The following is a 22,630-nucleotide window of genomic DNA, read 5'->3' as shown; positions in this document are numbered from 1 at the left end:
CTGTCCAGCGCGGCCCGCCGCCAGTCGATCTGCCCCGCAGCCTGCAACCGCTCCAGCAGCAGGCGGTGCAAGGCGGCCCAGACCCCGGCCGCCTGCCAGTCGCGCAGCCGCCGCCAGCAACTCATCCCGCAGCCGCAGCCCATCTCGGCGGGCAGCCTCTCCCATGGGATGCCGCTGACCAGCACGAACACGATCCCCGTCAATGCCGCCCGGTCCGCCAGCCGCGGCCGCCCGCCCTTGGGCTTGGGCCGCTCGGGCGGCAACAGCGGCTCAATCGCCGCCCAGAGATCATCAGAAACCAAAGGCTTCGCCATGCCCACAGAAACGCATCATACCGGGTTTAGTTAGGCGCTCTTAGTCCAGGGGTTAGTCCAGGGGTGGCAAAGCCGGTTCCCGCACGGTCTCCTGGAGCAGTTGGACCCGCGGGACGCCCGGAAGAAGAGAAGCGTGGCGTCCACGCCGGTGACGCCCTTGGCCGCCGCGAAGCCACGCGTCCCGGCATGACAGGCTGGCAGCGGGTACCAACGAAGGGGAGGTCCAGGGTCAGGCATATTCGTCTGCCCGGCTTCCCGAGGGTTTGGGGACAAGGTGAGCCTTGCCCCCAAAGGGCGGCGCGATCCGGCGAGCGGAAGGCGCCGGAAGCGTTTCTCCGCCCCGGCGTCAGGAACCCGCCAGCGGCTGCGTGGCCGGCGTCCCGAGGCTGAAGCCCTGGGGCGCGGCGGCGCGTGCCCGGCTCCAGGCGAGCAGCCCAAACCACATCAGCCCGCCGAAGAGCAGGTAGGAGACGCCGAACCGCGCATAGGCCTCCATCAGCCCCGGATTGGCGAAGGCGATGACCAGCACCGCCGGCGTCGTCAGCAGGATCGCCGCCCAGCCCAGCGCATGGCGTGTGGCGCTGGCGGCGAGGGCGGAGCCGGGGGCCAGGAAGAAGGCCGCCGGCATCAGCATCAGCAGGTAGTAGTGCGACCAGGAAAGCGGGCTGCTGACCACGGCCATCACCAGCACCAGCATGTATTCCAGGTCCTGCCCGCGGCTCCCCTCCGCGTCCCTGTTCCGCGCCGCGTGCGAGGCGCCTTTCACGCAGGCGAGCAGCGCGGTCAGGTAGAGCAGCCCGACCGCCACCGTGCCGGTCATCCGTTGCAGAGGCGGCGGGGTGCGCAGCGTCTCCCAATCCATCAGCGCCGCCGGGCCTTCGGCGAGGCGCACCAGGAAGCCCGTCACGGACTGCACGTTGAAGGCGCCGAGCGGATGGCTGCTGAACTGAAGCACGCTGAGCTGCAGCCAGTGCCAGTGCATCTCCCACCCGAAGATGGCGAGGGAAAGCAGCCCGGCCACGCCGCAGAAGCCGGCGAAGCCCGCCGTGGCGCCCCAGTTCCGGCGCAGCAGGAAATACAGGCCGAAGAGCATGAGCGGCAGCTTGATCACCGCCGCGAGGCCGAGCAGCAGCCCCGCCGCCACGTCCCGCCGCCCGCGCAGCAGCCAGAGCCCGGCGGCCAGCATCAGCAGCACGATATGGGTGGTGTTGCCTTCCTTCAGGCTGTTCTGCAGCGGCCCGTTGATGGCGAAGAGCAGCAGCAGCAGCCAGAATCCCGGCCCGCGCAGCCCGGCGAGCCGCACCAGCAGCAGGAAGGCGCCGGCCGTGGCCGCGAGGCCGATCAGCGTGAACAGCACCGCCGCCGCCTTGTCGGGCAGCAGGGCGAAAGGCGCGAAGAGATAGGCCACGACGGGCAGGTTCACGAAGCCGTCCACGCCCCGCTCGATCTGTGGCCCCAGCGCCGCGGGGCTGTCCAGCACGGCCTGCCCCGCCTGGTAGTAGGCGGCCCGGAAGTCCTCGAAGAGGTGCCGGGGCTCCGAGATGGCGAAGAGCGCCAGCGCCGCCACGGCGCAGAGGGCCGGCAGGGCCCAGGCCGGCCTCGCCTCCCGGCGTGACAGCCGGAAGAAGAGGAACAGGCTGCCCGCGATCGTCACGAGATCCGCGAGCGGGAGCAGTTTGGTCAGCATGGGACCGTCCGGGCCTCCGTTTGGTGCCGTTCAGATCGTGAGAATCGATCCGCTGAGAGGGCGAAACAAGATATTGTCTCATCATAAAGACTGTTGCGCTTCTTTTAGCAATAGTTATTGCGCTACCGTCTCAAGGGTCTCATGATGCGGCGCAAGGACAGGTAAGGACACGCGGCCAGGAACGATGGGACGCATCGGACATCCGGCGGGGACCCGGCAGCGCCGGAGCGTTCCGTTCGCCTTCAGGTTGTATTCGGCGCCGCGCTGCTCGGGCCGGGTGGGCGGGAGCCTGGCCTGCAGGCCCCTGCCTCGCCGTCATGCCTTGGCCATCGCCCCGGCCGCCCGCCCCGGGCCCGGTCCACGCATCGGCAGTGCCAGGAGGGCATGAGCATGGCGACCACCACCAACAGCAGACCCATCGCGGTGGCGGACAGGGTCGCCGTGTCGGAGGACGGGGTGCTGCAGGCCACGGGCAACCTGCTGTCCAACGACACGGACGCGGACCGGGACACGCTGGCCGTCACCGCCGTGAACGGGCTAGCCGCAGGGGTGGGCACGGTGATCGCGGGCACCTATGGCAGCCTCGTGCTCGGCGCCAACGGCCAGTACACCTACATCCTGGCCAATGCGCAGGCGAACGTGCAGGCGCTGGAGGCCGGGCGGAGCGTCACCGACGTCTTCCGCTACACCGTCTCGGACGGGGCCAGCCATACCATTACCACGCAGAACCTGCTGCCCTACTCGGAGGCGCTCGACAATCCGGCCTGGGTGCGGTTCAGCAACAACGGCGCCTCCGCCACGGTGATGGCCGACGCGGCGCTCAGCCCCATCGGCTCCAGGACGGCCGAGCTGCTGAGCATGACGGGCTCCGGCACCGGCATCTATACCGGCACGGACGTCAGCGGCCAGTCCACCTTCAGCGCCTGGATCCGCCTCGCCGCCGGCGACGGGCATTTCAGCTTCAACTACTTCGACGGCGGCAGCAACCACTTCCAGTCCGCCCTCGCCACCGCCGAGTGGCAGCACTTCACCTGGACCTTCACCGGCAGCGGCAGCAACAGCGCCAATGTCGCGATCCTGCACGACCTCTCCACCTTCACCTCGGGCAGCTTCGAGATCTGGGGCGCGCAGCTGAATGCCGGCGCCACGGCGGACACCTATCTCGCCACCTCCGGCACCCCCGCCACCCAGGCCAGCACCGGCGTCGCCAGCTTCGGCTCCACCCTGACCGTCACCATCACGGGTGCGAGCGACACGCCCGCCGCGGCCGCCACCCTGTCCCTGGCCGACCACGCGGACGGGGTCGTGGCGAATCTCGCGACCGGCCAGTGGGCCCAGGCGCTGAAGATCATGCCGCTGGGCGATTCCATCACCTATGGCTGGCGGCAGATCGACACCAACTACGGCTACCTGCAGGACAACCTGGCGAACGGCTACCGCCAGCCGCTCTGGGCGGAGTTCACCGACCGGGACATGCTGATCAACTATGTCGGCACCCAGAGCTCCGGCACCGGCAGCCTGCCCGACCACGACCATGCCGGCTTCCCGGGCTGGAAGGCGGAGGAGCTCGCCACCATCCTGCCCGGCCTGCTCGGCGGCGGCGCGCCCGACGCGGTGCTGCTGATGGCCGGCGCCAACGATGTCTTCCGCGAGGACGCGGCGCAGAACACGGCGGGCACCGACATCAAGGCGATGCTCAATGCGATCGCGGCCGCGAATCCCGCCACCCATGTCTATGTCTCGACCATCCTGCCGACCGCCTGGGCCGATGCGGCGGAGGTGAACGCGGTCAACGCCGTCATCCGCTCCACCGTGCAGAGCGCCATCGCCGGCGGGCAGCATGTCACGCTGGTCGAGATGCCCGGCGTCACCACCGCCGACATGTATGACGGCATCCACCCGACCGAGGCCGGCTATGCCGAGATGGCGCAGTACTGGCTGAACGCCATCCTGGCGGCCCAGGGCAACGGCGGCGGCACGCCCGGCGGCAGTGCCCAGGCGATCGCCTCCGGCCTCACCTCGGTCCTCGGCGGCGGCGGCAACGACCTGCTGATCGGCGACACGCGCGCGAACACGCTGAACGGCGCCGACGGCAATGACCGCCTGACCGGCGGCGGCGCCGCCGATACGCTGATCGGCGGCGCGGGGGCGGACGAGTTCGTCTTCCGCCCCGTGGCGGGGGACGTGGTGGTACAGGACTTCAGCACGGCGGAGAAGGACGTGCTGGTCTTCGACGGCATCGCGGGGCTGAGCAACTTCGCCGCGCTGAGCGGCCATGTCGCGCAGGCCAACGGCGCCACGGTGATCGACCTGTCGGGCTTCGGCACCCCGGTGCAGATCACCCTCCAGGGCTTCGCCGGCGGCCTGGCCGCGGACAACGTCTGGTTCTCATGACAGCCCCGGCCAGGCCGGAGAGGCAGGACAGGAAGATGGAAACGCCAATCGCGACGATGCCAGGGGGGCGGAAGGGCGACTACCTCTACGGGGTGGACGCCATCCGCTTCCTGGCGGCCCTGATGGTGGCCTTCTTCCATCTCACCTGGTACGACGCGGCCACGCCAGAGGTCGGCTGGTTCGGCTGGGTGGGTGTGCAGGTCTTCTTCGTCCTGTCCGGCTTCGTGATCGCGAATTCCGCGAACGGCACGACGCCGCTGGCCTTCCTGCGCTCCCGCATGCTGCGCCTCTACCCCGCCGCCTGGGTCTGCGCCGTGCTGAGCCTGGCCATCCTGGCCCTGGCGCCGCAATCCGATGCCAGCCTGCTGCGGCCCTTCCTGGCCTCGCTCGCCCTGGCTCCGACCGGCCCCTGGATCGCCACCGCCTACTGGACCCTGCCGATCGAGATCATGTTCTACGCGCTGATCCTCCTGCTGCTGCTGCGCGGCGCCTTCCACCGGCTGGAATGGCTGGGCATCGGCCTCACTTTGGCCAGCAGCGCCTATCTCGCCGCCTATGCCCTGCAGGTGGCCGGCGTCATCCACGGTCCCTCGCTCGAATTCGGCTACGGCGTCCGCAACCTCACCCTGCTGCGCCACGGCATCTACTTCGCCGCCGGCATCTTCCTCTGGCTCTGGTCGCGGCGGCGGCTGTCGCGCCCCGGGGCCCTGGCCCTGCTGCTGGCGGTGCTCGCGGCGCCGGTGGAGATGACCTGCCGCACCCTGGAGATCGTGGAGAAATCGCCCGGGCATCTCGATGCCGCCACGATCTGGCCCTGGCCCATCCTGCTTTGGGCGCTGGCCTGCGGCGGGATCGTCGCCTCGGTGGTCTGGCGCGCGGGGATCGCGCGCCTGCCGGGGGCCTGGCTGCGGGGCCTGCGGAATGCGGGGCTGATGACCTATCCCCTCTATCTGCTGCACGAGCCCATCGGGCACACGCTCCGGCACGCCTTTCTGGCGCAGGGGGTGCCGCCGGTCGCGGCGGCGCTGCTCGGGATCGCCGGCACGGCCCTGGCGGCGCTGGCCGTGGCCACCATGGCCGAACCCCTCCTGCGGCGGGCGCTCCAGGAACTCCTCCGCCGGAGGCGCGGCGACGCGGCACCGGAGGCGGGGCTTGGCCTGCTGCGCCGTTCCGGCGGCGCGATCTGACAGTGGCACCCCCGGCCGGGTAGCATCGCGGGCTTCCTGGCCGCGCGGAGATTCCGGCCGTGCGGATGTTCCCCTGCCGAAAGCATCCTTCTCCCTGGCAACCGCAGAGGGAATAATCCTCCGCACCCACAAATAGGTGGGCGCAAAAATTTTCTCCCGCAGCCTCATACACGGCAATGAGGCCCAAAAAATCCGAATTGTCTCTATTTTGTGCTTTACTTCTCATTGCTGCTCTGCACCAATTAGAGGACCTCGCGACAAAGGAGTGGGCACCATGGATGTGGCAGTAGAGTTGCTGACAGCGACCGCGGCAGCGCCTGCTGCCCGGCCCCTGGTGGTCGATCTCGACGGTACGTTGATCCGCTCCGATCTTCTGATCGAGACAGCCTTCGCCGAACTCGGGCGCCAGCCTCTCTCGGGCTTCCGTCTTCTGCGCGCCCTGATCTCCGGCAAGGCCGCTCTGAAGCACCTCCTGGCCGAAACCGCGGAACTCGACCCGGCGACGCTGCCCTATGACGAGGTGGTGCTCGACCGCATCCGGCAGGCCCGCGCCCAGGGCCGCCCGGTCTGGCTGGCCTCCGCCAGCAACGCCCGCCTGGTCGGGGCCATCGCCGACCATCTCGGCCTCTTCGACGGCTGGCTCGCCTCCGACGCCACCAACAACCTCGCCGGCGTGATCAAGGCCCGCGCCCTGGCCGAGCGCTTCGGCCATGGCGGCTTCGACTACATCGGCAACGACACCGCCGACCTGCCCGTCTGGGCGGAGGCCGGGCACGCCCTGGCGATCCGCACCTCGCCGCGCGTCGCCCGGCGCCTCGCCGCCATCCATCCCGATGCCGAGCACCTGCCCTCTGCCCGCGCCAGCCTCAAGACCTGGCTGAAGCTGATGCGGGTGCACCAGTACGCGAAGAACGCCCTGGTCTTCGTGCCGCTGCTGACGGCCCATGCCTTCACGCCGGAGGCGCTGCTGCAGAGCATCCTGGCACTGCTGGCCTTCTCCCTCTGCGCCTCCAGCGTCTACCTGCTGAACGACCTGCTGGACCTCGCGGCCGACCGCGCGCACCTGACCAAGCGCCGCCGCCCCCTGGCCAGCGGCATGATCCCGCTGATGGACGGCATCCTGGCCGTGCCGGTCCTCTTCCTCGCCTCCCTGGCCGTGGCCATCGTGGTCTCGCCCACCTTCCTCGGCGTGCTGCTCGGCTACTTCGCCCTCACCACCGCCTATTCGCTGGTGCTGAAGCGGAAGATGCTGATCGATGCCGTGGCGCTGGCGCTGCTCTACGCCTTCCGCGTGGTGGGCGGCGCCGTGGCGATCAACGTGGCTATCTCGGAATGGCTGATCGCCTTCTCGCTCTTCATCTTCATGGCGCTGGCGCTGGTGAAGCGATACATCGAGCTTTCGAGCCTGCTCGACCGCTCGCTGCCCGATCCCTCGAACCGCAACTACAAGACCGGCGACCTGCCGATCGTCGCGGCGCTGGCGGCGGCCAGCGGCTTCAACGCCGTTACCATCCTCACCCTCTACCTCTCCAGCGACGCGGTGCACTCGCTCTACAACCATCCGCAGCTGCTCTGGCTGCTCTGCCCGGTGCTGATGTTCTGGTTCGGCCGGGTGCTGCTGATGGCCCATCGCCGGCTGATGCACGACGATCCCATCGTCTTCGCCCTGCGCGACCGCGTCAGCCGCCACGTCCTGCTGGCCTCGGTCGGCATCGTCCTGGCCGCCACCTTCTGATCCCGCCTCGGAAGCACGCCCTCCGAAGACCTCAAGGAAAGCCCCGCATGTTCATCCAGCCGAACCGCTCGATCGCGGCGCGCTTCCCTGGGGAGGCGGGCAGCCTGGACCGGGAGGCCGCAGCCTCCTCCGGCGTGACGGACGGCCTGGTGGCGGCGGGCTGGGCCCTGCTCGGCATCAGCCTGTCCTGGTGGGCCTCGGCGCAGTTCGCCCATACCTTCTACCGGATGGAATGGATCAACATCTGGTTCCAGGCGGACCAGCCGCGGGTCCTGGGCAACATGCTGGACATGCGCGGGTCGCACCGTTCCTCGGTGCACCCGATCTTCTCGATCCTGACGGTCCCGCTGACCAACCTGCTCCTGCTCCTCGGCATGACCCCGGTCGGCGCGGCCAGGGCGCTGGTGGCGGGCGCCGGGGGGCTGAGCGCCGCGCTCTTCTACCTCTCGATGCGCGGGCTGAGGCTGAGCCTGCCGATCGCCTGCCTGCTCACGGCCGGGCTGCTCGCCAGCGCGACCTATCTCTACTGGTTCGCGATCGTCGAGACCTATCCCTTCGCGGCCCTGGGCACGAGCATCATGCTCTGGGCCGTCACCAGCTGGCGCAACCAGGGCGTGCTGCCCTGGGCCCTGGCCTCGGCCGGGACGCTGGCCGTCACCACCACCAACTGGAGCTTCGGCCTGGCCGCGGCCTTCTTCCGCCTGGGCCTGCGCCGCAGCATCGTGGTCAGCCTGCTGGCCTTCGCGATGGTCGCCGGCATCGCCCTGGTGCAGCGCATGACCTTCGAGGATGCGGGCGTCTTCTTCCAGCCGCGCGTGCTCAAGCAGGAATCGGAATTCCTGCGCGTCGAGCGCAGCGAGTTCTCCAAGGCCGAGGAGGCCGCGGGCGAAACCCCCGTCTCCGTGCTGCGCTCCATGCTGCTCTACAGCGCCGTCACCGCCCATGTGCGTGTCGAGCCCGTGCAGGACGGCATCCTCGACAGCATCACGGTGCGCCGCCCCGGCGCCTCGGAGGACTGGTTCTACCAGTACGTGAAGGCGCACGTCCCCTTCATCGAGGATCGGGTCTACAACATCCTCAACAACCAGCATTCCCCGGTGCTGGACCAGGGCTGGGCCGGACTGGGCGGCATGCTCGCCTGGATCGTGCTGCTGGCCTGCGGCATCTGGGGCGCCATCCTGCACCGGCCGGGGCGCCAGGCTGCTCTGGCGATCGGCGCCTTCCTGCTCGGCCAGATCGCCCTGCATCTCGTCTATGGCGAGATCACCTTCCTCTACGCCGCCGACTTCTTCCCGGCCCTGCTGGCCCTGGCGGCCTTCGCCTTCTTCACCCCGGCGCGCCGCCTGGCGACGGTCGCGGCCCTGGCCTTCGTCATCCTGGGCGGCATCAGCAACGTCACCGAGCTGCGCGGCAACATCGCCGAGGCGAACAGCATCATGCAGAAGCCCCTCAACCCGGTCCTGCATGGCAACAAGCACTGAAGACCAGACGGAACGCGCATGCCCATCTCCACCTACTTCCTCCTGATCAGCAGCATCGCCCTCGCCACCTTCTCCCAGGTGGTGCTCAAGATCGGCATGTCCTCGGAGCCGGTCCAGCTCGCGCTGAGCCGGCGCCAGCCGATCGACACGGTGGCCTCCATCATCACCTCGCCCTGGGTCCTGGGCGGGCTGACCTGCTTCGGCCTGAGCGCGGTGGTCTGGCTCCTCGTCCTGTCGCGCATGAACCTGTCCCAGGCCTATCCCTGCGTCGCCCTGGGCTTCGTGCTGACCATGTGCGCCGGCTACTTTCTGCTGGGCGAGCCGATCAACCTGCTGCGGATCGGCGGCCTGTCCCTGATCCTCGCCGGCGTCGCCTGCGTCGCCGTCAGCTGAACCGGCGCACCGGCTCTCCCGGTTCCCGGTTTCAGGACAACAGCTTTCCCCGGATGCGTGGCGCCTGACGGCCGCCCCCGGGGGATAGGCTCTGCCTCTCCCGCCGGCCCCCCTCTCCGCCGGGGACCGGAGCCGGTCCCCGGACCCCGGGCTTTCGTGGGTTCCCGTGGTGGCCGCCAGCCTGTGGCCCGATCCCTGGGAGCAGGCGGAGACGCGGGTCTCCCGAAAAGAAGAAAAACACCCTGTTCGCACGGGTGGCATCGGCAGTCCGCCGGAGAGCATCGCTCTCCGGCGAGATCCGGCATCAGCGAGCGCCAGCGAACGGGAGGTCCAGGACCCTCAGGGTCCTGGCGGATAGGGGGTCCGGGGGAAAGGCAGCGCCTTTCCACCCGGGACAGCGAGACGCCGGGCGCGTGAGGCGCGAACCGGCTCCCCGGGATCACGGCGGCGCCGAAAGGCCACCGGCCGCATGACAGCGGGGTCCGGTCGCCGGAGAAACTGGCCCCCGAGGGTCTGGGCTGCGGAAAAACCTGGGCTTGGGCGGCATGGCCCATGCGATTCCTCGAAGCTTCCCGCCGGCCGCGCCGGTCCTTCCGGAAACCCGGAGGGGCCGGCGCGGCCCACCGGAGCGCGTCCGGGGCGGGCCCGGTCCGGCCTGCCCCGGACCGGCTGACCGAGGGGAAACACCGCATGAGCCAGGGCAGCCTTGCCGCCGAACGGCCCGCCGCGAGCCAGACCGCCTTCACCGTGCTGGCGGCGCTCAGCCTCTGCCATTTGCTCAACGACATGATGCAGTCGCTGCTCGCGGCGCTCTTTCCCGTCCTGAAGGCGAGCTACGGGCTCAGCTTCACCCAGATCGGCTTCCTCGCCTTCACCTTCCAGCTCACCGCCTCGCTGCTGCAACCCGCCGTGGGCTGGTACACCGACCGCAAGCCACAGCCCCGCTCCCTGCCGGTCGCCATGGGCTTCACCTTCTGCGGGTTGCTGCTCCTGGCCTGGGCGGACCACTACTGGTCGCTGCTCTGCGCGGCCGCCATGGTGGGCATGGGCTCCTCGGTCTTCCACCCGGATTCCTCGCGCATCGCCCGCATCGCCTCGGGCGGGCGGCACGGGCTGGCGCAGTCCATCTTCCAGGTCGGCGGCAATGCCGGCACCGCCATCGGCCCGCTGCTCGCCGCCTATATCGTCCTGCCGCGCGGCCAGGGCAGCGTCGCCTGGTTCTCGCTCGCCGCGCTGCTCGCCATGACGCTGCTCTGGTGGGTCGGCGGCTGGGCGCATGGCCAGCTTCTCAGCCGCCGCGCCACCGGCCGCGCCGCAGCGCCCCATGCCCTCCTGCCGCGGCAGAAGGTCGTCATGGCCATCACCGTGCTCGGCATCCTGGTCTTCTCGAAATACATCTACATGGCCAGCCTGACGAGCTACTACACCTTCTACCTGATGCAGACCTTCGGCCTGGGTATCCAGGAAGCGCAGGTCTATCTCTTCCTCTTCCTCGGCGCCGTCGCGGTCGGCACCGTGGTCGGCGGCCCGGTGGGGGACCGCTTCGGGCGCAAGGTGGTGATCTGGGGCTCCATCCTCGGCATCCTGCCCTTCACCCTGGCGCTGCCCTACGTGAACCTGTTCTGGACCGCGATCCTCACAGTGCTGATCGGCCTGATCCTGGCCTCCGCCTTCTCGGCGATCCTGGTCTATGCGCAGGAACTCGTGCCCGGCCGCGTCGGCGTGATCTCCGGCCTGTTCTTCGGCTTCGCCTTCGGCATGGGCGGCCTCGGCTCCGCCCTTCTCGGCATCCTGGCGGACTGGAAGGGCATCAGCTTCGTGTACCACCTCTGCTCCTTCCTGCCCCTGCTCGGCATCCTCACCATCCTGCTGCCGAATGTGGAGCGGCACCGGGCAGGGTAGGGGGAGCGGGACCCCGCCACGCCGCGCCTGCGGACCCCCCTGGCGCGGCGGCCGCCCACCTCAGGCCGGCGGCGCATCCTCCCGGGCCGCGCGCCGCCGTGCCGGGGCACGTGCCGCGCCCGCCTTCCTGGCCCGGCCGCCCTTGCCCGGCCCTGGCTTCCCCCGGCCCGGTGCCTTCCCCTGCTTCCCGTCGATCCAGGCGGAAATGGCGGCGGCGCTCGCCTGCGCCTCCTCCGGCAGCTCCACGCCGCGCTGCTCCGCCAGCTTCCGTGCGAAGCCGAGCTGCGCCGCGCTGGGCGCGCGCCCGGCACCGGCACCGGCACCGTCCTCCCGGCGCGGCGCGTGCTCGTCGAGAAAGGCGCGGCAGGCCGTGGCGGAACGTGTGTAGCCCTTGGGCGGCGCGATCCCCTTGCGCTTCGCCAGGCTGGCCACGAAGCGCGCCATGGCCGGTGTCGGCGCGCCTTTCCCGCCCTCCGCCGCGCCGCCGCTGGCCAGGAGCGGCGCCTCGCCGGAGGCTGCGCGCTCGGTCAGGCGCGCGATGATCCGGCTGGCCTGGGCGCAGACGGCGTCGATGGCGCCCATCATCTCCTGCTGCCCGACCAGCACCTCGTCCAGCAGGCGCTCGAGCTGTGCCGTCACGCCGGGATCGACCAGCGCCGGATCGGCCTGCTCCAGCACGGCGAAGAGCTGCAGCCCGCGCTCCGTCGGCACGATGTGCTTGCCGTCGATCCGCAGGAAATCCTGCGCCTTCAGCCCGCGGATGATCTCGGCCCGCGTCGCCGGCGTGCCGATGCCCTTGGCCTCCTTCAGCCGCTCCTGCAACGCCTCGTCCCCGACGAAGCGCCAGGCGTTCTGCATCGCCTCGATCAGCGTGCCCTCGTTGTAGCGCGGCGGCGGCCGCGTCTCCTTCGCCTCCACCTTCGCCTCGCCCAGCGACGCCGCCTCGCCATCGCGCAGGATGGGAAGGAGCTGCGCGTCCTCGCCCTTCTCCTCGGCGGGCACCCATTCGGGAAAGGCGGCGCGCCAGCCCATCTCCAGCGGCTGCCGCCCCACGGCGCGGAACAGGTACTTCCCTTCGGGGCCCTTCACGTCGATCGTGGCCGTGGTCTGGCGATAGCGGAAATCCGGCATCGCCGCCGCCAGATAGGCACGCGCGATCACGTCGAAGAGCTTGCGCTCATCCGCCGAAAGGCGCGGCCAGACCTCGCGCAGCCGCTCCACCGTGTTGACGTTGGGGATTACCGCATGGTGGCTCGCCCCGGCCAGCCCCTTGTCGTGGAAGACCCCGCTGGCGCCGCGCCGGACCAGCGGCGGCCGCGGCACGGGAATGCCGCTCCAGGCGCGCCCTTCCTGCAAGGCGGCCACGATGCGCGGCACGTCGGGGATCAGGCTTTCCGGCAGGTAGCGCGTCTCGGCGCGGGGATAGGTGATGACCTTCTTGCCTTCGCCGTCATAGAGCTCCTGCGCCACCTCCAGCGTACGGGCCGCCGACCAGCCGAAGCGCGAGCCGCAGAGGCGTTGCAGCGAGGGCAGGTCGTGCAGGCGGGGCGGCGACTGCCGCTTCTCCTCCACCTTCACCGCGAGCGGCCCCTGGAAGCCCTCGGCCAGGGCGGCGACGGCCTCGGCATCCTCGCGCTTCAGGATGCGCTCCTTCGGCGCGTGCCGCATGCGCAGCCGCCCGGCCTCGACCTGGGCCGTCGCCACCACCTCGAAATAGCTCTGCGGCACGAAGTCGCGGATCTCGATCTCGCGCCGGCAGACGATGGCCAGCGTCGGCGTCTTCACCCGTCCCACGCCGATCACCGCCCGGGTTCCCTTCGCCAGCGTCACCGTGGCGGTGCGGGTGAGGGAAAGGTTGTAGATCTGGTCCGCCTGCCGCCGCGCCACCGCCGCCGCGTAGAGCCGCGCATGCTCGGCATTGGGCTTCGCGCGGGCGAAGGCGTCGCGGATGGTCTGCGGGTCCTGCGCGGTGAACATCACCCGCATCACCGTGCCGCGGAACCCCTCGTGCTCCAGGATCTCCTGGCCGATCAGCTGGCCCTCGCGGTCGCAGTCCGTGGCCAGCCAGACGCGCCTGGCCGAACGCAGGGCGGCGCGGATCGCCTGCAGCTTCGAGGCCTTGTTCCCGCCTGTGGCCGGCCGCGTGCCATAGAGCGAATCCGGCCGCAGCAGCACCGGGCTCCAGCGCTTCCAGGCCGGGTTCACGTCTTCGGGCTCCATCAGGTCGAAGAGGTGCCCTTCCGCCGGCAGCACCGCGCCATATCGGCCGCCCACCGCGGCGCGGATGTCCTTGGCCTGACTGGTCTTCTCGGTGATGACGATCTGCTCGGCCATGGTTGCTCTGAGAGGAAATCCGGAACAAAACCGGAATCGGAATGCCAGAGCCGGAAGGCAGGCGCCAGATTCAAATTTGCCGCCGCACGGTCTATAGCCTTGCCGTGACGTGATCGGCCGGGTGGCCGTGCGGCCTTTCCGGCACGATCCGGGACCGTCCCGACCCGCCGAAGAAACCAAACCGAGAAGAGTCGTCCTTTGCAATTGACGCCCGAGCAAGCCGGGATCGCCCGGGCCTGCGGATGCCAGATCGTGCCCGCCACCGAAGAGCAGGTCTGGCGCCTGTCGCGGGAACACCGGATCTTCCGCCTGGATGGCGCGGCCGTGGTGGTCCGCCGGCCCGATGGCTTCCTGGAAACCGCCGGCACGCTGCGCCTGCTGCTGGAGCAGCACGCGCACGCCCAGGACCTGGCCGAGGCGGCGCCCGACCTGCTGCCTCCTTCTGCGCCACCCCTTTCCACACGGCCGGATTCCGGGCCGGAATCGCCGCCATTCCCGGCGGCCGAACGGGAACGGGTGCCGCTGCGGCGGGGTCCCCGGGGGGATTCCGGCGCCGCGCGCCGCGATCCACCGCCCCGGCCCCCTGAGCCCGAGCAGGAGCCCGAGCCTGCCCCCCGGCCTGGGCCACGGCGGCACCCGGCGCCCACCACGGCATCCCTCGATGCGGCCACCGGGGAAACCGGGCCTGTAGCGCCCGCGCCGCAGCCCGGGCGGCGCGAGGCCCCGCCTGCGGCGGCCTCGCCTGTCGGCACGCCACCCGATGTCCCGGATCGCCCCAAGGCCCCGCCACCGGAGGCGCCCACCGGCACTCCAGGGAATTCTCCGGGGGAAATCCCCCGGGAAGCCCCGCGCAGGGAGGCTCCTTCCCTGGCTGCCCCCTTGGCGGAGCCCCTGGCCGGCCTGGATCCTCAAGGGGAGTCCCAGGAGGAACCCACCAGAGCCGAATCCAGCGGGCAGCCCATGGGGCCACGCCCCGAACCGGCCGTGCCGATCGCCGAGAGCGTGACGCCCGGGTACCTGGTCTGCCTGGAGGATGGGAGGCGGGTGAAGATGCTCACGCGCCATCTCAAGGCCGCCTACGGAATGACGCCGGACCAGTACCGTGCCCGCTGGGGCCTGCCGCCCGACTACCCGATGGTGGCCCCCGATTCGGCCGAACGCCGGGCCGCTGCCCGGGGCCCCCGCGCCACCGGAAGCGGTCGCGGCGGCCGGGCAGGGGAGGGCGCCGCCGGGGAGTAGCACGCGTCGCCGGCGCGGGTCCTCCGGCCCTGGTCACGGAGCGGGGCGGGGCAAAGCCCCGGCCGCCAGGCCCCATGTTGCAGCCTGTCACACCGGCCACGAAGCCGCCGCTTCCGCCCCAGAGATTCCCCGGGGACGCCCGAGACCTGCCCTGTGGCGGGTGTCCTCTTCCTCCTGCGCTCACCAGCCCAGAGGAGGCCCCATTGCGCAAGACGTTCCGTGCCAGCCTGCTGTTCTCCGCCCTGCTGCTCGGTTCCGCCGGCATGGCCATGGCCCAAGGGACGGTCCAGGGGGCGGTCCAAGGGGCGGTCCAGGGTCCAGCGGCCGGGACGGCGCCCGGCACCGTGGCCGGGCCGGCGGCCACCGCCGCCACGGCCCCCTCGCAGGCCCAGCCCGGCTCGCAGCCGCGGGCCCATGCCACCAGCACCGCGAAGACCCCCGTGGTCCACACCGACCATGCCGGCGGCGCGCGTCACGCCACGCGCCATGAGGCCGCCAGCCCCGCCGGCACCCCGGAGGCCGCAAAGGCGGAAGGCCATGCCGCCACGGCGAAGCATCACCGTTCCGGCAAGGCCAGCCTGTCGTCCCATGCGGCGGAACAGGCGCCGGAAGCCGGGCAGGCGCCCGCCGGCAAGGCGCCCGGACAGGTCGCCCGCAGCCAGCCGGCCCCCGGCCCCGCCACGGAGGCCCCCGCCACCCGCGTGAACTGAACCACCGGGCCGGCGCCGTCACGGGAGGCCGCGCCGGCCCTTTCCCGCCACCCGCTTCCGCAGAAGGATCGAAGACGTCCCATGCGCAAACTGCTCTACGCCGCCCTGCTGGCCCCGCTGCTTTCCGTGACCGCCCTCGCGGCCGGGGAGGCGCAGGCGGCGCCCGCCCCGGTGACCGTGGCGCCGGAGGCATGGCCCGCCGGCCTTCTGCATCCGGTTCAGTACTACTACGCCCCGCCGCCGCCCCGCTGGCACGGGCCGCCGCCGCGCCGCTGGCGTCCGCCGCCCCGGCATTGGCACCGCCCGCCTCCGCCGCCCCCGCACTGGCACCGCCCGCCCCCGCCGCGCTATGGCTACGCCCCGCCGCCCCGGCACTACTGGCGCTGATCCCCTTCCCGGCATTCCCCCCGGACCGCCGGGAAGCGCGTTCCGGAAACCCCGCCGGAGGGTCCCAGTCAGTTTTGATGCCGGAATGGCGCAATTCTGCGCCATTCCACCGGGCGGGAGGAGGGAACGTTCCTCCGCATCGCTTGACGGCGCCGCCGCACCACGTCCCAATTCGCTGCAAACGCCCCCAACGGGGCGCCTGGATGTTGGGAGTGAAATGATGGGCGACGACACACTGATCGCGGTGAAGCCGGAGATCGCGGCCACGGCCCATGTCGATGCGGCCAGGCGCCAGGCCATGGCCGAGGCCGCGAAGAACGACCCGGACGGCTTCTGGCGCGGCCAGATGGACCGCGTCGCCTGGATGCGCGAGCCGACGAAGATCAAGAACACCTCCTTCACCGGCGACGTCTCCATCCGCTGGTTCGAGGACGGCATCCTCAACGCCTCCGTCTCCTGCCTCGACCGGCACCTCGAAAGCCGGGGCGACCAGACCGCCTTCATCTGGGAAGGCGACGACCCGAACAGCGACGCCCGCATCACCTACCGCGAGCTGCACGAGCGCGTCTGCCGCCTGGGCAACGCGATGCGCGACCTCGGCGTGAAGAAGGGCGACCGCGTCACCATCTACCTGCCCATGGTGGTCGAGGCCGCCGTGGCCATGCTCGCCTGCGCCCGCATCGGCGCCATCCATTCCGTGGTCTTCGGCGGCTTCTCCGCCGACAGCCTGTCCAGCCGCATCCAGGACTGCGAGAGCACGCTGCTGCTCACCGCCGACGAGGGCCGCCGCGGCGGGCGCCGCGTGCCGCTCAAGACCAATGCCGACGAGGCGCTGAAGAGCTGCCCGACCATCCGGAACGTGATCGTCGCGCGCATCACCGGCGGCGACGTGCCGATGCAGGAAGGCCGCGACCATTCCTGGGAGGCGCTGACCGCCAAGGCCGCCACGGCCTGCGAGCCGGAGCCGATGGAGGCGGAGGACCCGCTCTTCATCCTCTACACCTCCGGCTCCACCGGCAAGCCGAAGGGCGTGCTGCACACCACCGGCGGCTACATGGTCTGGGCCAGCTTCACCCATGACCTGGTCTTCGACTACCGCCCGGGCGAGGTCTACTGGTGCACCGCCGATGTCGGCTGGGTCACCGGCCACACCTATATCGTCTACGGGCCGCTGGCGAACGGCGCGACCTCGCTGATCTTCGAGGGCGTGCCCTCCTGGCCCGACAACAGCCGCTTCTGGCAGGTCATCGACAAGCACCAGGTCAACATCTTCTACACCGCGCCCACCGCCATCCGCGCCCTGATGCGCGATGGCGAGGCGCCGGTGAAGAAGACCTCCCGCAAGTCGCTGCGCATCCTGGGCAGCGTCGGCGAGCCGATCAACCCCGAAGCCTGGCTCTGGTACTACCGCGTCGTGGGCGAGGAACGCTGCCCGATCGTGGACACCTGGTGGCAGACCGAGACCGGCGGCATCCTCATCGCGCCGCTGCCGGGCGCGGTGGCGCAGAAGCCGGGTTCCGCCACCCTGCCGCTGCCCGGCGTGCAGCCGGCCCTGGTGGACGGCGACGGCAACACGCTGGAAGGCGCGACCGAGGGCAACCTCGTGATCACCGATAGCTGGCCCGGCCAGATGCGCACCGTCTTCCGCGACCACGAGCGCTTCATCCAGACCTATTTCTCGACCTTCAAGGGCACCTACTTCACCGGCGACGGCGCCCGGCGGGACGAGGACGGCTACTACTGGATCACCGGCCGCGTGGACGACGTGATCAACGTCTCCGGCCACCGCATGGGCACCGCCGAGATCGAGAGCGCGCTGGTCGCCCATCCCAAGGTGGCCGAGGCCGCCGTGGTCGGCATGCCGCACGACATCAAGGGCCAGGGCATCTACGCCTATGTCACCCTGAATGCCGACGAGCAGCCGACCGAGGCGCTGCGCAAGGAGCTCGTCACCTGGGTGCGCAAGGAGATCGGCCCCTTCGCCGCGCCGGACGCCATCCACTGGGCGCCGGGCCTGCCGAAGACGCGCTCCGGCAAGATCATGCGCCGCATCCTGCGCAAGATCGCCGCGAACGAGATCGAGGGGCTGGGCGACACCTCCACCCTGGCCGACCCGACCGTGGTGCAGGACCTGATCGAGACCCGCGTCGGCTGAGACTCCTTCCGGGGGCGGGCGGCCGCCCCCGGAAACCCGCGTCCCGCCCGCGGCGGAGCCGGCCTCCCGCCCTCTTTCTCGCCTCCGGGCAGTTGCGCCCGCCGCCGCCCTGCGCAGGATGGCGGGCGCATGTCAGACACCCCACCCGCCGCGCCCACGGCTCCTACCGCCGCGCAGGTCGGCCACCTGGTCTTCGTCCTGGGCCTCGCCGGCTTCTCCTCCGCCCTCACCACCCGGGCGCTGGACCCGCTGCTGGTCAACGTCGCGGCGGATTTCAACACCACCGTCGAGCGCACGGCCCTGCTCGCCTCGGCCTTCGCGCTGCCCTATGCGCTGATCCAGCCCATCCTCGGCCCCATCGGCGACGCGCTGGGCAAGCGCCTGGTCATGATCCTCTGCGCCAGCCTGCTGGTCCTGGCCCTGGGCTTCGGCGCGCTGGCCCCCAGCCTGCCCACGCTTTTCGTGGCGCGCATCCTGGCCGGGGCGGCGGCGGGCGGCATCACCCCCCTGGCGCTCGCCACCTTCGGCGACAGCGTGCCGATGGCGGAGCGCCAGGTGGCGATGAGCCGCTTCATGGCCTGGACCATCGGCGGACAGGTGGCGGGCGGCGCGCTCTCGGGCTTCCTGGCGGTCCATCTCGGCTGGCGCGGCATCCTCGCCGCCTGCGGCGTGGTGGTGCTGGTGGGCGCGGTGGTGCTGTGGCGCGACAGCCGGCGCCATCCGGCCCCGCCCGCCCGGCGCTTCGACCTTTCCGTCGCGCTCAGCCACTACAAGAGCATCCTCTCCAATCCCAGGGCGCTGCGCCTCTTCGCCGGCGTGGCGGCGGAGGGGCTGCTGGTCTTCAGCATGTTCCCCTTCCTCGCCGCGCTTCTCGACCTGCGCGGCCTCGGCGGCACGGCGGAGGCCGGGATGGCGCTCGGCATCTTCGGCCTGGGCGGCTTCGCCTATGCCGGCCTGGCGCCCCTGCTGGTCCGTGGCATCGGCCAGCCGAACATGATGCGCTTCGGCGGCGCGCTCGCCGGCTGCGGCCTGCTGCTGGTCGGCCTGGCCGGGGCACTGCCGGCGGTGCTGGCGGGAACGCTGCTGCTCGGCCTCGGCTACTTCATGCTGCACAACAGCATCCAGGTCCGCGTCACCGAGGTCGCGCCCAAGGCCCGCGGCTCCGCCATGGCGCTGCATGCCTGCAGCTTCTTCCTCGGCCAGTCGCTGGGCCCGGCACTCTTCGGCGCCGCCCAGGCTTGGATCGGCACACTCCCCAGCCTCGCCGTCTGCGCCGCCGGCATCCTCCTGGTCGGGCTCTGGCTGGCCCATGCCCGCCGTCCGGCGCCACAGGCCTAGAAGGCGGCGCTCGTAGCCCGGGGGGAAGGCTCCGCCTTCGCCCCCGTAACCCCCCATCCGCCAGGACCCTGAGGGTCCTGGACCTCCCGTTCGCTGGCGCCCGCTGATGCCGGATCTCGCCGGGGAGCATGGCTCTCCGGCAGGCTGCCGGTGCCACCCACGCGGACAGGGTGCCTTTCTTCCTTTCGGCAGCCCCGCGCTGCCACCTGCTCCCAGGGATCAGGGCGAAGACTGACGACAACCACGGGAACCCACGAAAGCCCGGGGTCCGGGGACCGGCTTCGGTCCCCGGCGGAGAGGGGGTCCGGCGGGAGAGGCGGCGCCTCTCCCCCGGGGCCGGCCGCGGAAGCTGTCACTCCGGCCACGCCACCTCCTCCAGCAGCCATTCCCGGAACGCCGCCTGGGCCGCCGTCTCGGTGCGGGATTTCAGCCGGGTCAGCCAGTATTCGCCCAGGGTGACCTCTGTGGCGAAGGGCCGCGCCAGCCGTCCGGCGCGCAGGTCGTGCTCGAACATCCGTGCCGGCAGCAGGGCGACGCCCACGCCCTGGGCCGCTGCCTCCGCCATGGTCAGCGAGGAATCGAAGACGAAGCCCCGGATGGCCGGCGGGGGCAGGCCCGCCGCGGCGAACCAGCACTCCCATTCATCGACGCGGTAGGAGCGCAGCAGCACCTCCGGCAGCAGGTCCGCCGGCTGGCGCAGCCGCCAGGCCAGGGCGGGGGCGCAGAGCGGCGAGAGCGGCGCCGCCAGCAGCCGCACCGCCTCCGCCCCGTGCCAGGCGCCGTCGCCGAAGCGGATGGCGCAGTCCAGCCCCTCGCCCGCGAGGTCCACGCGGTTGTTGTTGGTCAGCAGCCGCAGGTCCACGAAGGGATGCGCCGCGCGGAAGCGGGGCAGGCGCGGCAGCAGCCAGCCGGTGACGAAGGTGCCTACGGCGCCGAGCGTCAGCACCTCCCGCAACCGCCCGCCCGCGAAGCGTTCCAGTGTGCCGGAGATCCGCCGGAAGGCCTCGGTCAGCACCGGCAGCAGCGCCTCGCCCTCCTCGGTCAGGGCGAGGCCGCGCGGCAGGCGGCGGAACAGGGTCACTCCCAAGATTTCCTCAAGGCTCTTCACCTGATGGCTGACCGCCGCCTGGGTGACGCGCAGCTCCAGCCCGGCCCTTGTCAGACTTAGATGCCGGGCAGCGGCCTCGAAGGCACGCAGCGCGTTGAGTGGAAGCTGCGAGGGCAACATGGCCGGACCCTTTAGTTTTTCTTGGGGCAATCGCAAGAAACGATCGTTTGCCGGGTCGCGGCTCCCTGCGCAATCTCCGCCCGCCAGCACAGAGGGGAGCGGCACATGATCGGCAGGCGGATGGGCATGGGCGCCATGGCGGCGCTGGGCCTCGGCATGATGGCGGCGGGGCCTTCCGGTGCCCGGGCGGCTTCGGGCGCCGGGAAGGGGCAGGCAGGGGCCGGTTTCAGCGCCCTGCCGGCGGTTTTCGCCGGAATCGAGCGGCGGGTCGGCGGGCGGCTCGGCGTCGCCGTGCTCGACACCGCCACCGGCCAGCGGGCGGGCCATCGCGAGGCGGAGCGCTTCCCCCTCACCAGCACCTTCAAGCTCCTGGCCGCCGCCGCCGTCCTGTCCCGGGTCGATGCCGGGCAGGCGCGGCTGGACCAGCGCATCCGCTACGGGCGGGAGAAGCTGGTGGCCTACTCTCCCGAGACGGAGAAGCACGCAGGCGAGGAAGGCATGACCCTGGCCGCGATCTGCGAGGCCGCGGTCACGCTGAGCGACAACACCGCCGGCAACCTGATGCTGGAGCAGATCGGCGGTCCGGCGGGGCTGACCGCATGGCTGCGCTCCATCGGCGACACGGTGACGCGCCTCGACCGCTGGGAGACCGCGCTGAACGAGGCGGAGCCGGGCGACCCGCGCGACACCACCAGCCCGGCGGCGATGCTGGCCAGCCTGCAAAGGGTGACGCTGGGCGAGGCGCTGTCGGTGGGCGGGCAGGCGCATCTGACCGGCTGGCTGCGCGCCAACAAGACGGGCGACAAGCGCCTGCGCGCCGGTCTGCCGGGCGGCTGGCAGGCGGGCGACAAGACCGGCGTGGGCGAGAGGGGCACCAACAACGATGCCGGCCTGCTCTGGCCGCCAGGGGAAAGCGCGCCGATCCTGGTCGCCGCCTATTCCACCGGCGGCACGGCACCAAGCACGGAACGCGATGCGGCCCTGGCCGAGGTCGCCGCGGCCATCGTTGCCGCGAAGGGTCCCTGAAGCAGGCCGGACCGTCCTGGAGAGGCGCCGCGACGGCCCGGCCATGGCCGCCGCGGCGACCGATGGGGTGACGTGACGAGCGGGGAAAGTATCCCATCCCCGCGCGGGCGGGCGGAATGTGCGGCCCGTGCAGGCCAGGAAATCATGTGTAAGTCAAAATAGTGTAACGTTCATGTACGATTATTAATGTTCTTGTTTCACTCACCATGGTCTGCGGTTTCGTTCGGATGTTTTCTTTACGATACGGTGTGGCTGCTTATTAACGATTGACAGGGGAAAGGCGGGGCGAATAGGCCGACCTCAAAACGCCTTTCCGGCCAGGGATCCCGCATGTCGACAGGTCACATGACGCTGCGTCGTCATTTCCTTCTCTCCACCGCCCTCGCCCTCCCGGCGGCCGCCCTCGGGGCCACCCTGGGAGCCTCTTTCCCGCGACTGCCGGCGGCCGAGGCGGCGGAGCGTCTCGCCCCCGCCCTCGACAGCTACAAGCCCGTCTTCTTCTCGGGCGACGAATGGAACTTCGTGAAGGCCGCCTGCGACCGGCTGATCCCTTCCGATCCGGAAGGCCCCGGCGCGCTGGACACCAACGTGCCCATCTTCATCGACCAGGAGCTGAACGGATCCTATGGCCAGGCGGCGGACTGGTACATGGAGGGCCCCTTCCACCCGGACGCCCCGGCGCTGATGGGCTTCCAGCTTCCCTACGCGCCGCAGGAGATCTAACGCCGCGGCATCCGCGCCACCGGGGCCTTCTGCCAGAAGACCTACCAGAAGGGCTTCGAGGCGCTCGACGACGCCACGCGCGACGCGGTGCTGACGAAGCTGGAGCACGGCGAGATCCACTTCCCGGATTTCGGCGAGCCCCTGCTCAAGGCCGCGGATTTCTTCTCCTTCCTGCTGGGCAACACCCGGGAAGGCTATCTCTCCGACCCGATGTATGGCGGCAACAAGGGCATGGCGGCGTGGAAGATGATCAACTTCCCCGGGGCCCGCGCCAGCTTCCTCGAATGGGTGGGGCAGCACAATGTCCGCTACCCGCTCGGCCCGGTCAGCATCATGGGCGAACGCGCCTGATCCCCGCCCACCTCCGGTGACGCGCCCCTCCCGCTAGGATTTTTCC

General features: G+C 70.9%; 16 protein-coding genes and 1 pseudogene. 13 read left to right on the top strand and 4 right to left on the bottom strand.

The genetic code is table 11. The annotated features are described in order from the left end of the window. Together BT98_RS0113295 and BT98_RS0113290 are read right to left on the bottom strand one after the other, a co-directional pair. Nucleotides 1–314: IS5 family transposase (locus BT98_RS0113295; protein WP_027297241.1), on the bottom strand; the 314-nt coding region annotated here is incomplete at its 3' end. A 346-nt stretch (nucleotides 315–660) separates the two neighbouring features. Beyond that, nucleotides 661–2,001, bottom strand: a complete 1,341-nt coding sequence (locus tag BT98_RS0113290) for a glycosyltransferase family 87 protein (RefSeq protein WP_019462857.1) — start codon at nucleotides 1,999–2,001, stop codon at nucleotides 661–663. 384 nt (nucleotides 2,002–2,385) lie between these two features. Between BT98_RS0113290 and BT98_RS0113285 the strand changes: the two genes are divergently transcribed. The 6 genes from BT98_RS0113285 (at nucleotide 2,386) to BT98_RS0113260 (ending at nucleotide 11,093) form a co-directional block, all read left to right on the top strand. After that, the gene (locus tag BT98_RS0113285) at nucleotides 2,386–4,395 is read left to right on the top strand and encodes a phage head spike fiber domain-containing protein (protein WP_027297240.1); all 2,010 of its coding nucleotides are present in this window, start codon (nucleotides 2,386–2,388) and stop codon (nucleotides 4,393–4,395) included. Between the two features lie 35 nt (nucleotides 4,396–4,430). Beyond that, nucleotides 4,431–5,582, top strand: a complete 1,152-nt coding sequence (locus BT98_RS0113280) for an acyltransferase family protein (RefSeq protein ID WP_157223130.1) — start codon at nucleotides 4,431–4,433, stop codon at nucleotides 5,580–5,582. A 274-nt stretch (nucleotides 5,583–5,856) separates the two neighbouring features. Further along, complete coding sequence (locus BT98_RS0113275; RefSeq protein WP_037250792.1) at nucleotides 5,857–7,317, top strand: UbiA family prenyltransferase; 1,461 nt, start codon at nucleotides 5,857–5,859, stop codon at nucleotides 7,315–7,317. 47 nt (nucleotides 7,318–7,364) lie between these two features. After that, nucleotides 7,365–8,798, top strand: coding sequence for a hypothetical protein (locus BT98_RS0113270; protein WP_019462853.1), 1,434 nt, complete (start codon nucleotides 7,365–7,367; stop codon nucleotides 8,796–8,798). An 18-nt stretch (nucleotides 8,799–8,816) separates the two neighbouring features. Then, nucleotides 8,817–9,191: a DMT family transporter gene (locus tag BT98_RS0113265; RefSeq protein WP_019462852.1), complete on the top strand. Its 375-nt coding sequence runs from the start codon at nucleotides 8,817–8,819 to the stop codon at nucleotides 9,189–9,191. Nucleotides 9,192–9,881: 690 nt separating this feature from the next. Beyond that, nucleotides 9,882–11,093: an MFS transporter gene (locus BT98_RS0113260; protein WP_019462851.1), complete on the top strand. Its 1,212-nt coding sequence runs from the start codon at nucleotides 9,882–9,884 to the stop codon at nucleotides 11,091–11,093. A gap of 60 nt (nucleotides 11,094–11,153) precedes the next feature. Here the strand turns inward: BT98_RS0113260 and BT98_RS24325 are convergent, their stop codons facing one another. Further along, entirely contained in the window at nucleotides 11,154–13,427 is a 2,274-nt protein-coding gene (locus BT98_RS24325; RefSeq protein ID WP_019462850.1) for a type IA DNA topoisomerase, read from the bottom strand. A gap of 252 nt (nucleotides 13,428–13,679) precedes the next feature. Here BT98_RS24325 and BT98_RS28600 point away from each other — a divergent pair, with 252 nt between their 5' ends. The 5 genes from BT98_RS28600 to BT98_RS24310 all read left to right on the top strand — a co-directional run bounded on the left by BT98_RS28600 (nucleotide 13,680) and on the right by BT98_RS24310 (nucleotide 19,256). After that, nucleotides 13,680–14,666 (top strand): MucR family transcriptional regulator, encoded by a 987-nt coding sequence (locus BT98_RS28600; RefSeq protein ID WP_314209629.1) that lies wholly within the window; start codon nucleotides 13,680–13,682, stop codon nucleotides 14,664–14,666. Between the two features lie 203 nt (nucleotides 14,667–14,869). Next, complete coding sequence (locus BT98_RS0113245; protein ID WP_019462848.1) at nucleotides 14,870–15,376, top strand: hypothetical protein; 507 nt, start codon at nucleotides 14,870–14,872, stop codon at nucleotides 15,374–15,376. Between the two features lie 81 nt (nucleotides 15,377–15,457). Next, entirely contained in the window at nucleotides 15,458–15,763 is a 306-nt protein-coding gene (locus tag BT98_RS26165) for a hypothetical protein (RefSeq protein WP_019462847.1), read from the top strand. Nucleotides 15,764–15,983: 220 nt separating this feature from the next. Continuing rightward, nucleotides 15,984–17,918, top strand: a complete 1,935-nt coding sequence (gene acs, locus BT98_RS0113235; RefSeq protein WP_026033519.1) for an acetate--CoA ligase — start codon at nucleotides 15,984–15,986, stop codon at nucleotides 17,916–17,918. Nucleotides 17,919–18,047: 129 nt separating this feature from the next. Beyond that, nucleotides 18,048–19,256, top strand: coding sequence for an MFS transporter (locus BT98_RS24310; RefSeq protein WP_019462845.1), 1,209 nt, complete (start codon nucleotides 18,048–18,050; stop codon nucleotides 19,254–19,256). Nucleotides 19,257–19,608: 352 nt separating this feature from the next. Here the strand turns inward: BT98_RS24310 and BT98_RS0113225 are convergent, their stop codons facing one another. Continuing rightward, entirely contained in the window at nucleotides 19,609–20,484 is an 876-nt protein-coding gene (locus BT98_RS0113225) for a LysR family transcriptional regulator (protein ID WP_019462954.1), read from the bottom strand. Between the two features lie 105 nt (nucleotides 20,485–20,589). On the opposite strand from BT98_RS0113225, the gene bla reads away from it, so the two are divergent. Then, nucleotides 20,590–21,510, top strand: coding sequence for a class A beta-lactamase (bla, locus tag BT98_RS0113220; RefSeq protein ID WP_019462953.1), 921 nt, complete (start codon nucleotides 20,590–20,592; stop codon nucleotides 21,508–21,510). Between the two features lie 330 nt (nucleotides 21,511–21,840). After that, a pseudogene (locus tag BT98_RS28075) lies at nucleotides 21,841–22,584 on the top strand (gluconate 2-dehydrogenase subunit 3 family protein). Nucleotides 22,585–22,630: the final 46 nt, after the last annotated feature.

It is taken from the genome of Roseomonas mucosa ATCC BAA-692, from assembly GCF_000622225.1.
GTDB classification, from domain to species: domain Bacteria; phylum Pseudomonadota; class Alphaproteobacteria; order Acetobacterales; family Acetobacteraceae; genus Roseomonas; species Roseomonas mucosa.
Note: the sequence above shows the minus strand (reverse complement) of the source record. Positions and strands in the feature narration are given on the sequence as shown.

Excerpts from the sequence above, each read along its gene's own strand:
- BT98_RS0113290 (WP_019462857.1), bottom strand. The coding sequence starts at position 2,001 with ATGCTGACCAAACTGCTCCCGCTCGCGGATCTCGTGACGATCGCGGGC.
- BT98_RS0113285 (WP_027297240.1), top strand. The coding sequence starts at position 2,386 with ATGAGCATGGCGACCACCACCAACAGCAGACCCATCGCGGTGGCGGAC.
- BT98_RS0113280 (WP_157223130.1), top strand. The coding sequence starts at position 4,431 with ATGGAAACGCCAATCGCGACGATGCCAGGGGGGCGGAAGGGCGACTAC.
- BT98_RS0113275 (WP_037250792.1), top strand. The coding sequence starts at position 5,857 with ATGGATGTGGCAGTAGAGTTGCTGACAGCGACCGCGGCAGCGCCTGCT.
- BT98_RS0113270 (WP_019462853.1), top strand. The coding sequence starts at position 7,365 with ATGTTCATCCAGCCGAACCGCTCGATCGCGGCGCGCTTCCCTGGGGAG.
- BT98_RS0113265 (WP_019462852.1), top strand. The coding sequence starts at position 8,817 with ATGCCCATCTCCACCTACTTCCTCCTGATCAGCAGCATCGCCCTCGCC.
- BT98_RS0113260 (WP_019462851.1), top strand. The coding sequence starts at position 9,882 with ATGAGCCAGGGCAGCCTTGCCGCCGAACGGCCCGCCGCGAGCCAGACC.
- BT98_RS24325 (WP_019462850.1), bottom strand. The coding sequence starts at position 13,427 with ATGGCCGAGCAGATCGTCATCACCGAGAAGACCAGTCAGGCCAAGGAC.
- BT98_RS26165 (WP_019462847.1), top strand. The coding sequence starts at position 15,458 with ATGCGCAAACTGCTCTACGCCGCCCTGCTGGCCCCGCTGCTTTCCGTG.
- acs (WP_026033519.1), top strand. The coding sequence starts at position 15,984 with ATGGGCGACGACACACTGATCGCGGTGAAGCCGGAGATCGCGGCCACG.
- BT98_RS24310 (WP_019462845.1), top strand. The coding sequence starts at position 18,048 with ATGTCAGACACCCCACCCGCCGCGCCCACGGCTCCTACCGCCGCGCAG.
- BT98_RS0113225 (WP_019462954.1), bottom strand. The coding sequence starts at position 20,484 with ATGTTGCCCTCGCAGCTTCCACTCAACGCGCTGCGTGCCTTCGAGGCC.
- bla (WP_019462953.1), top strand. The coding sequence starts at position 20,590 with ATGATCGGCAGGCGGATGGGCATGGGCGCCATGGCGGCGCTGGGCCTC.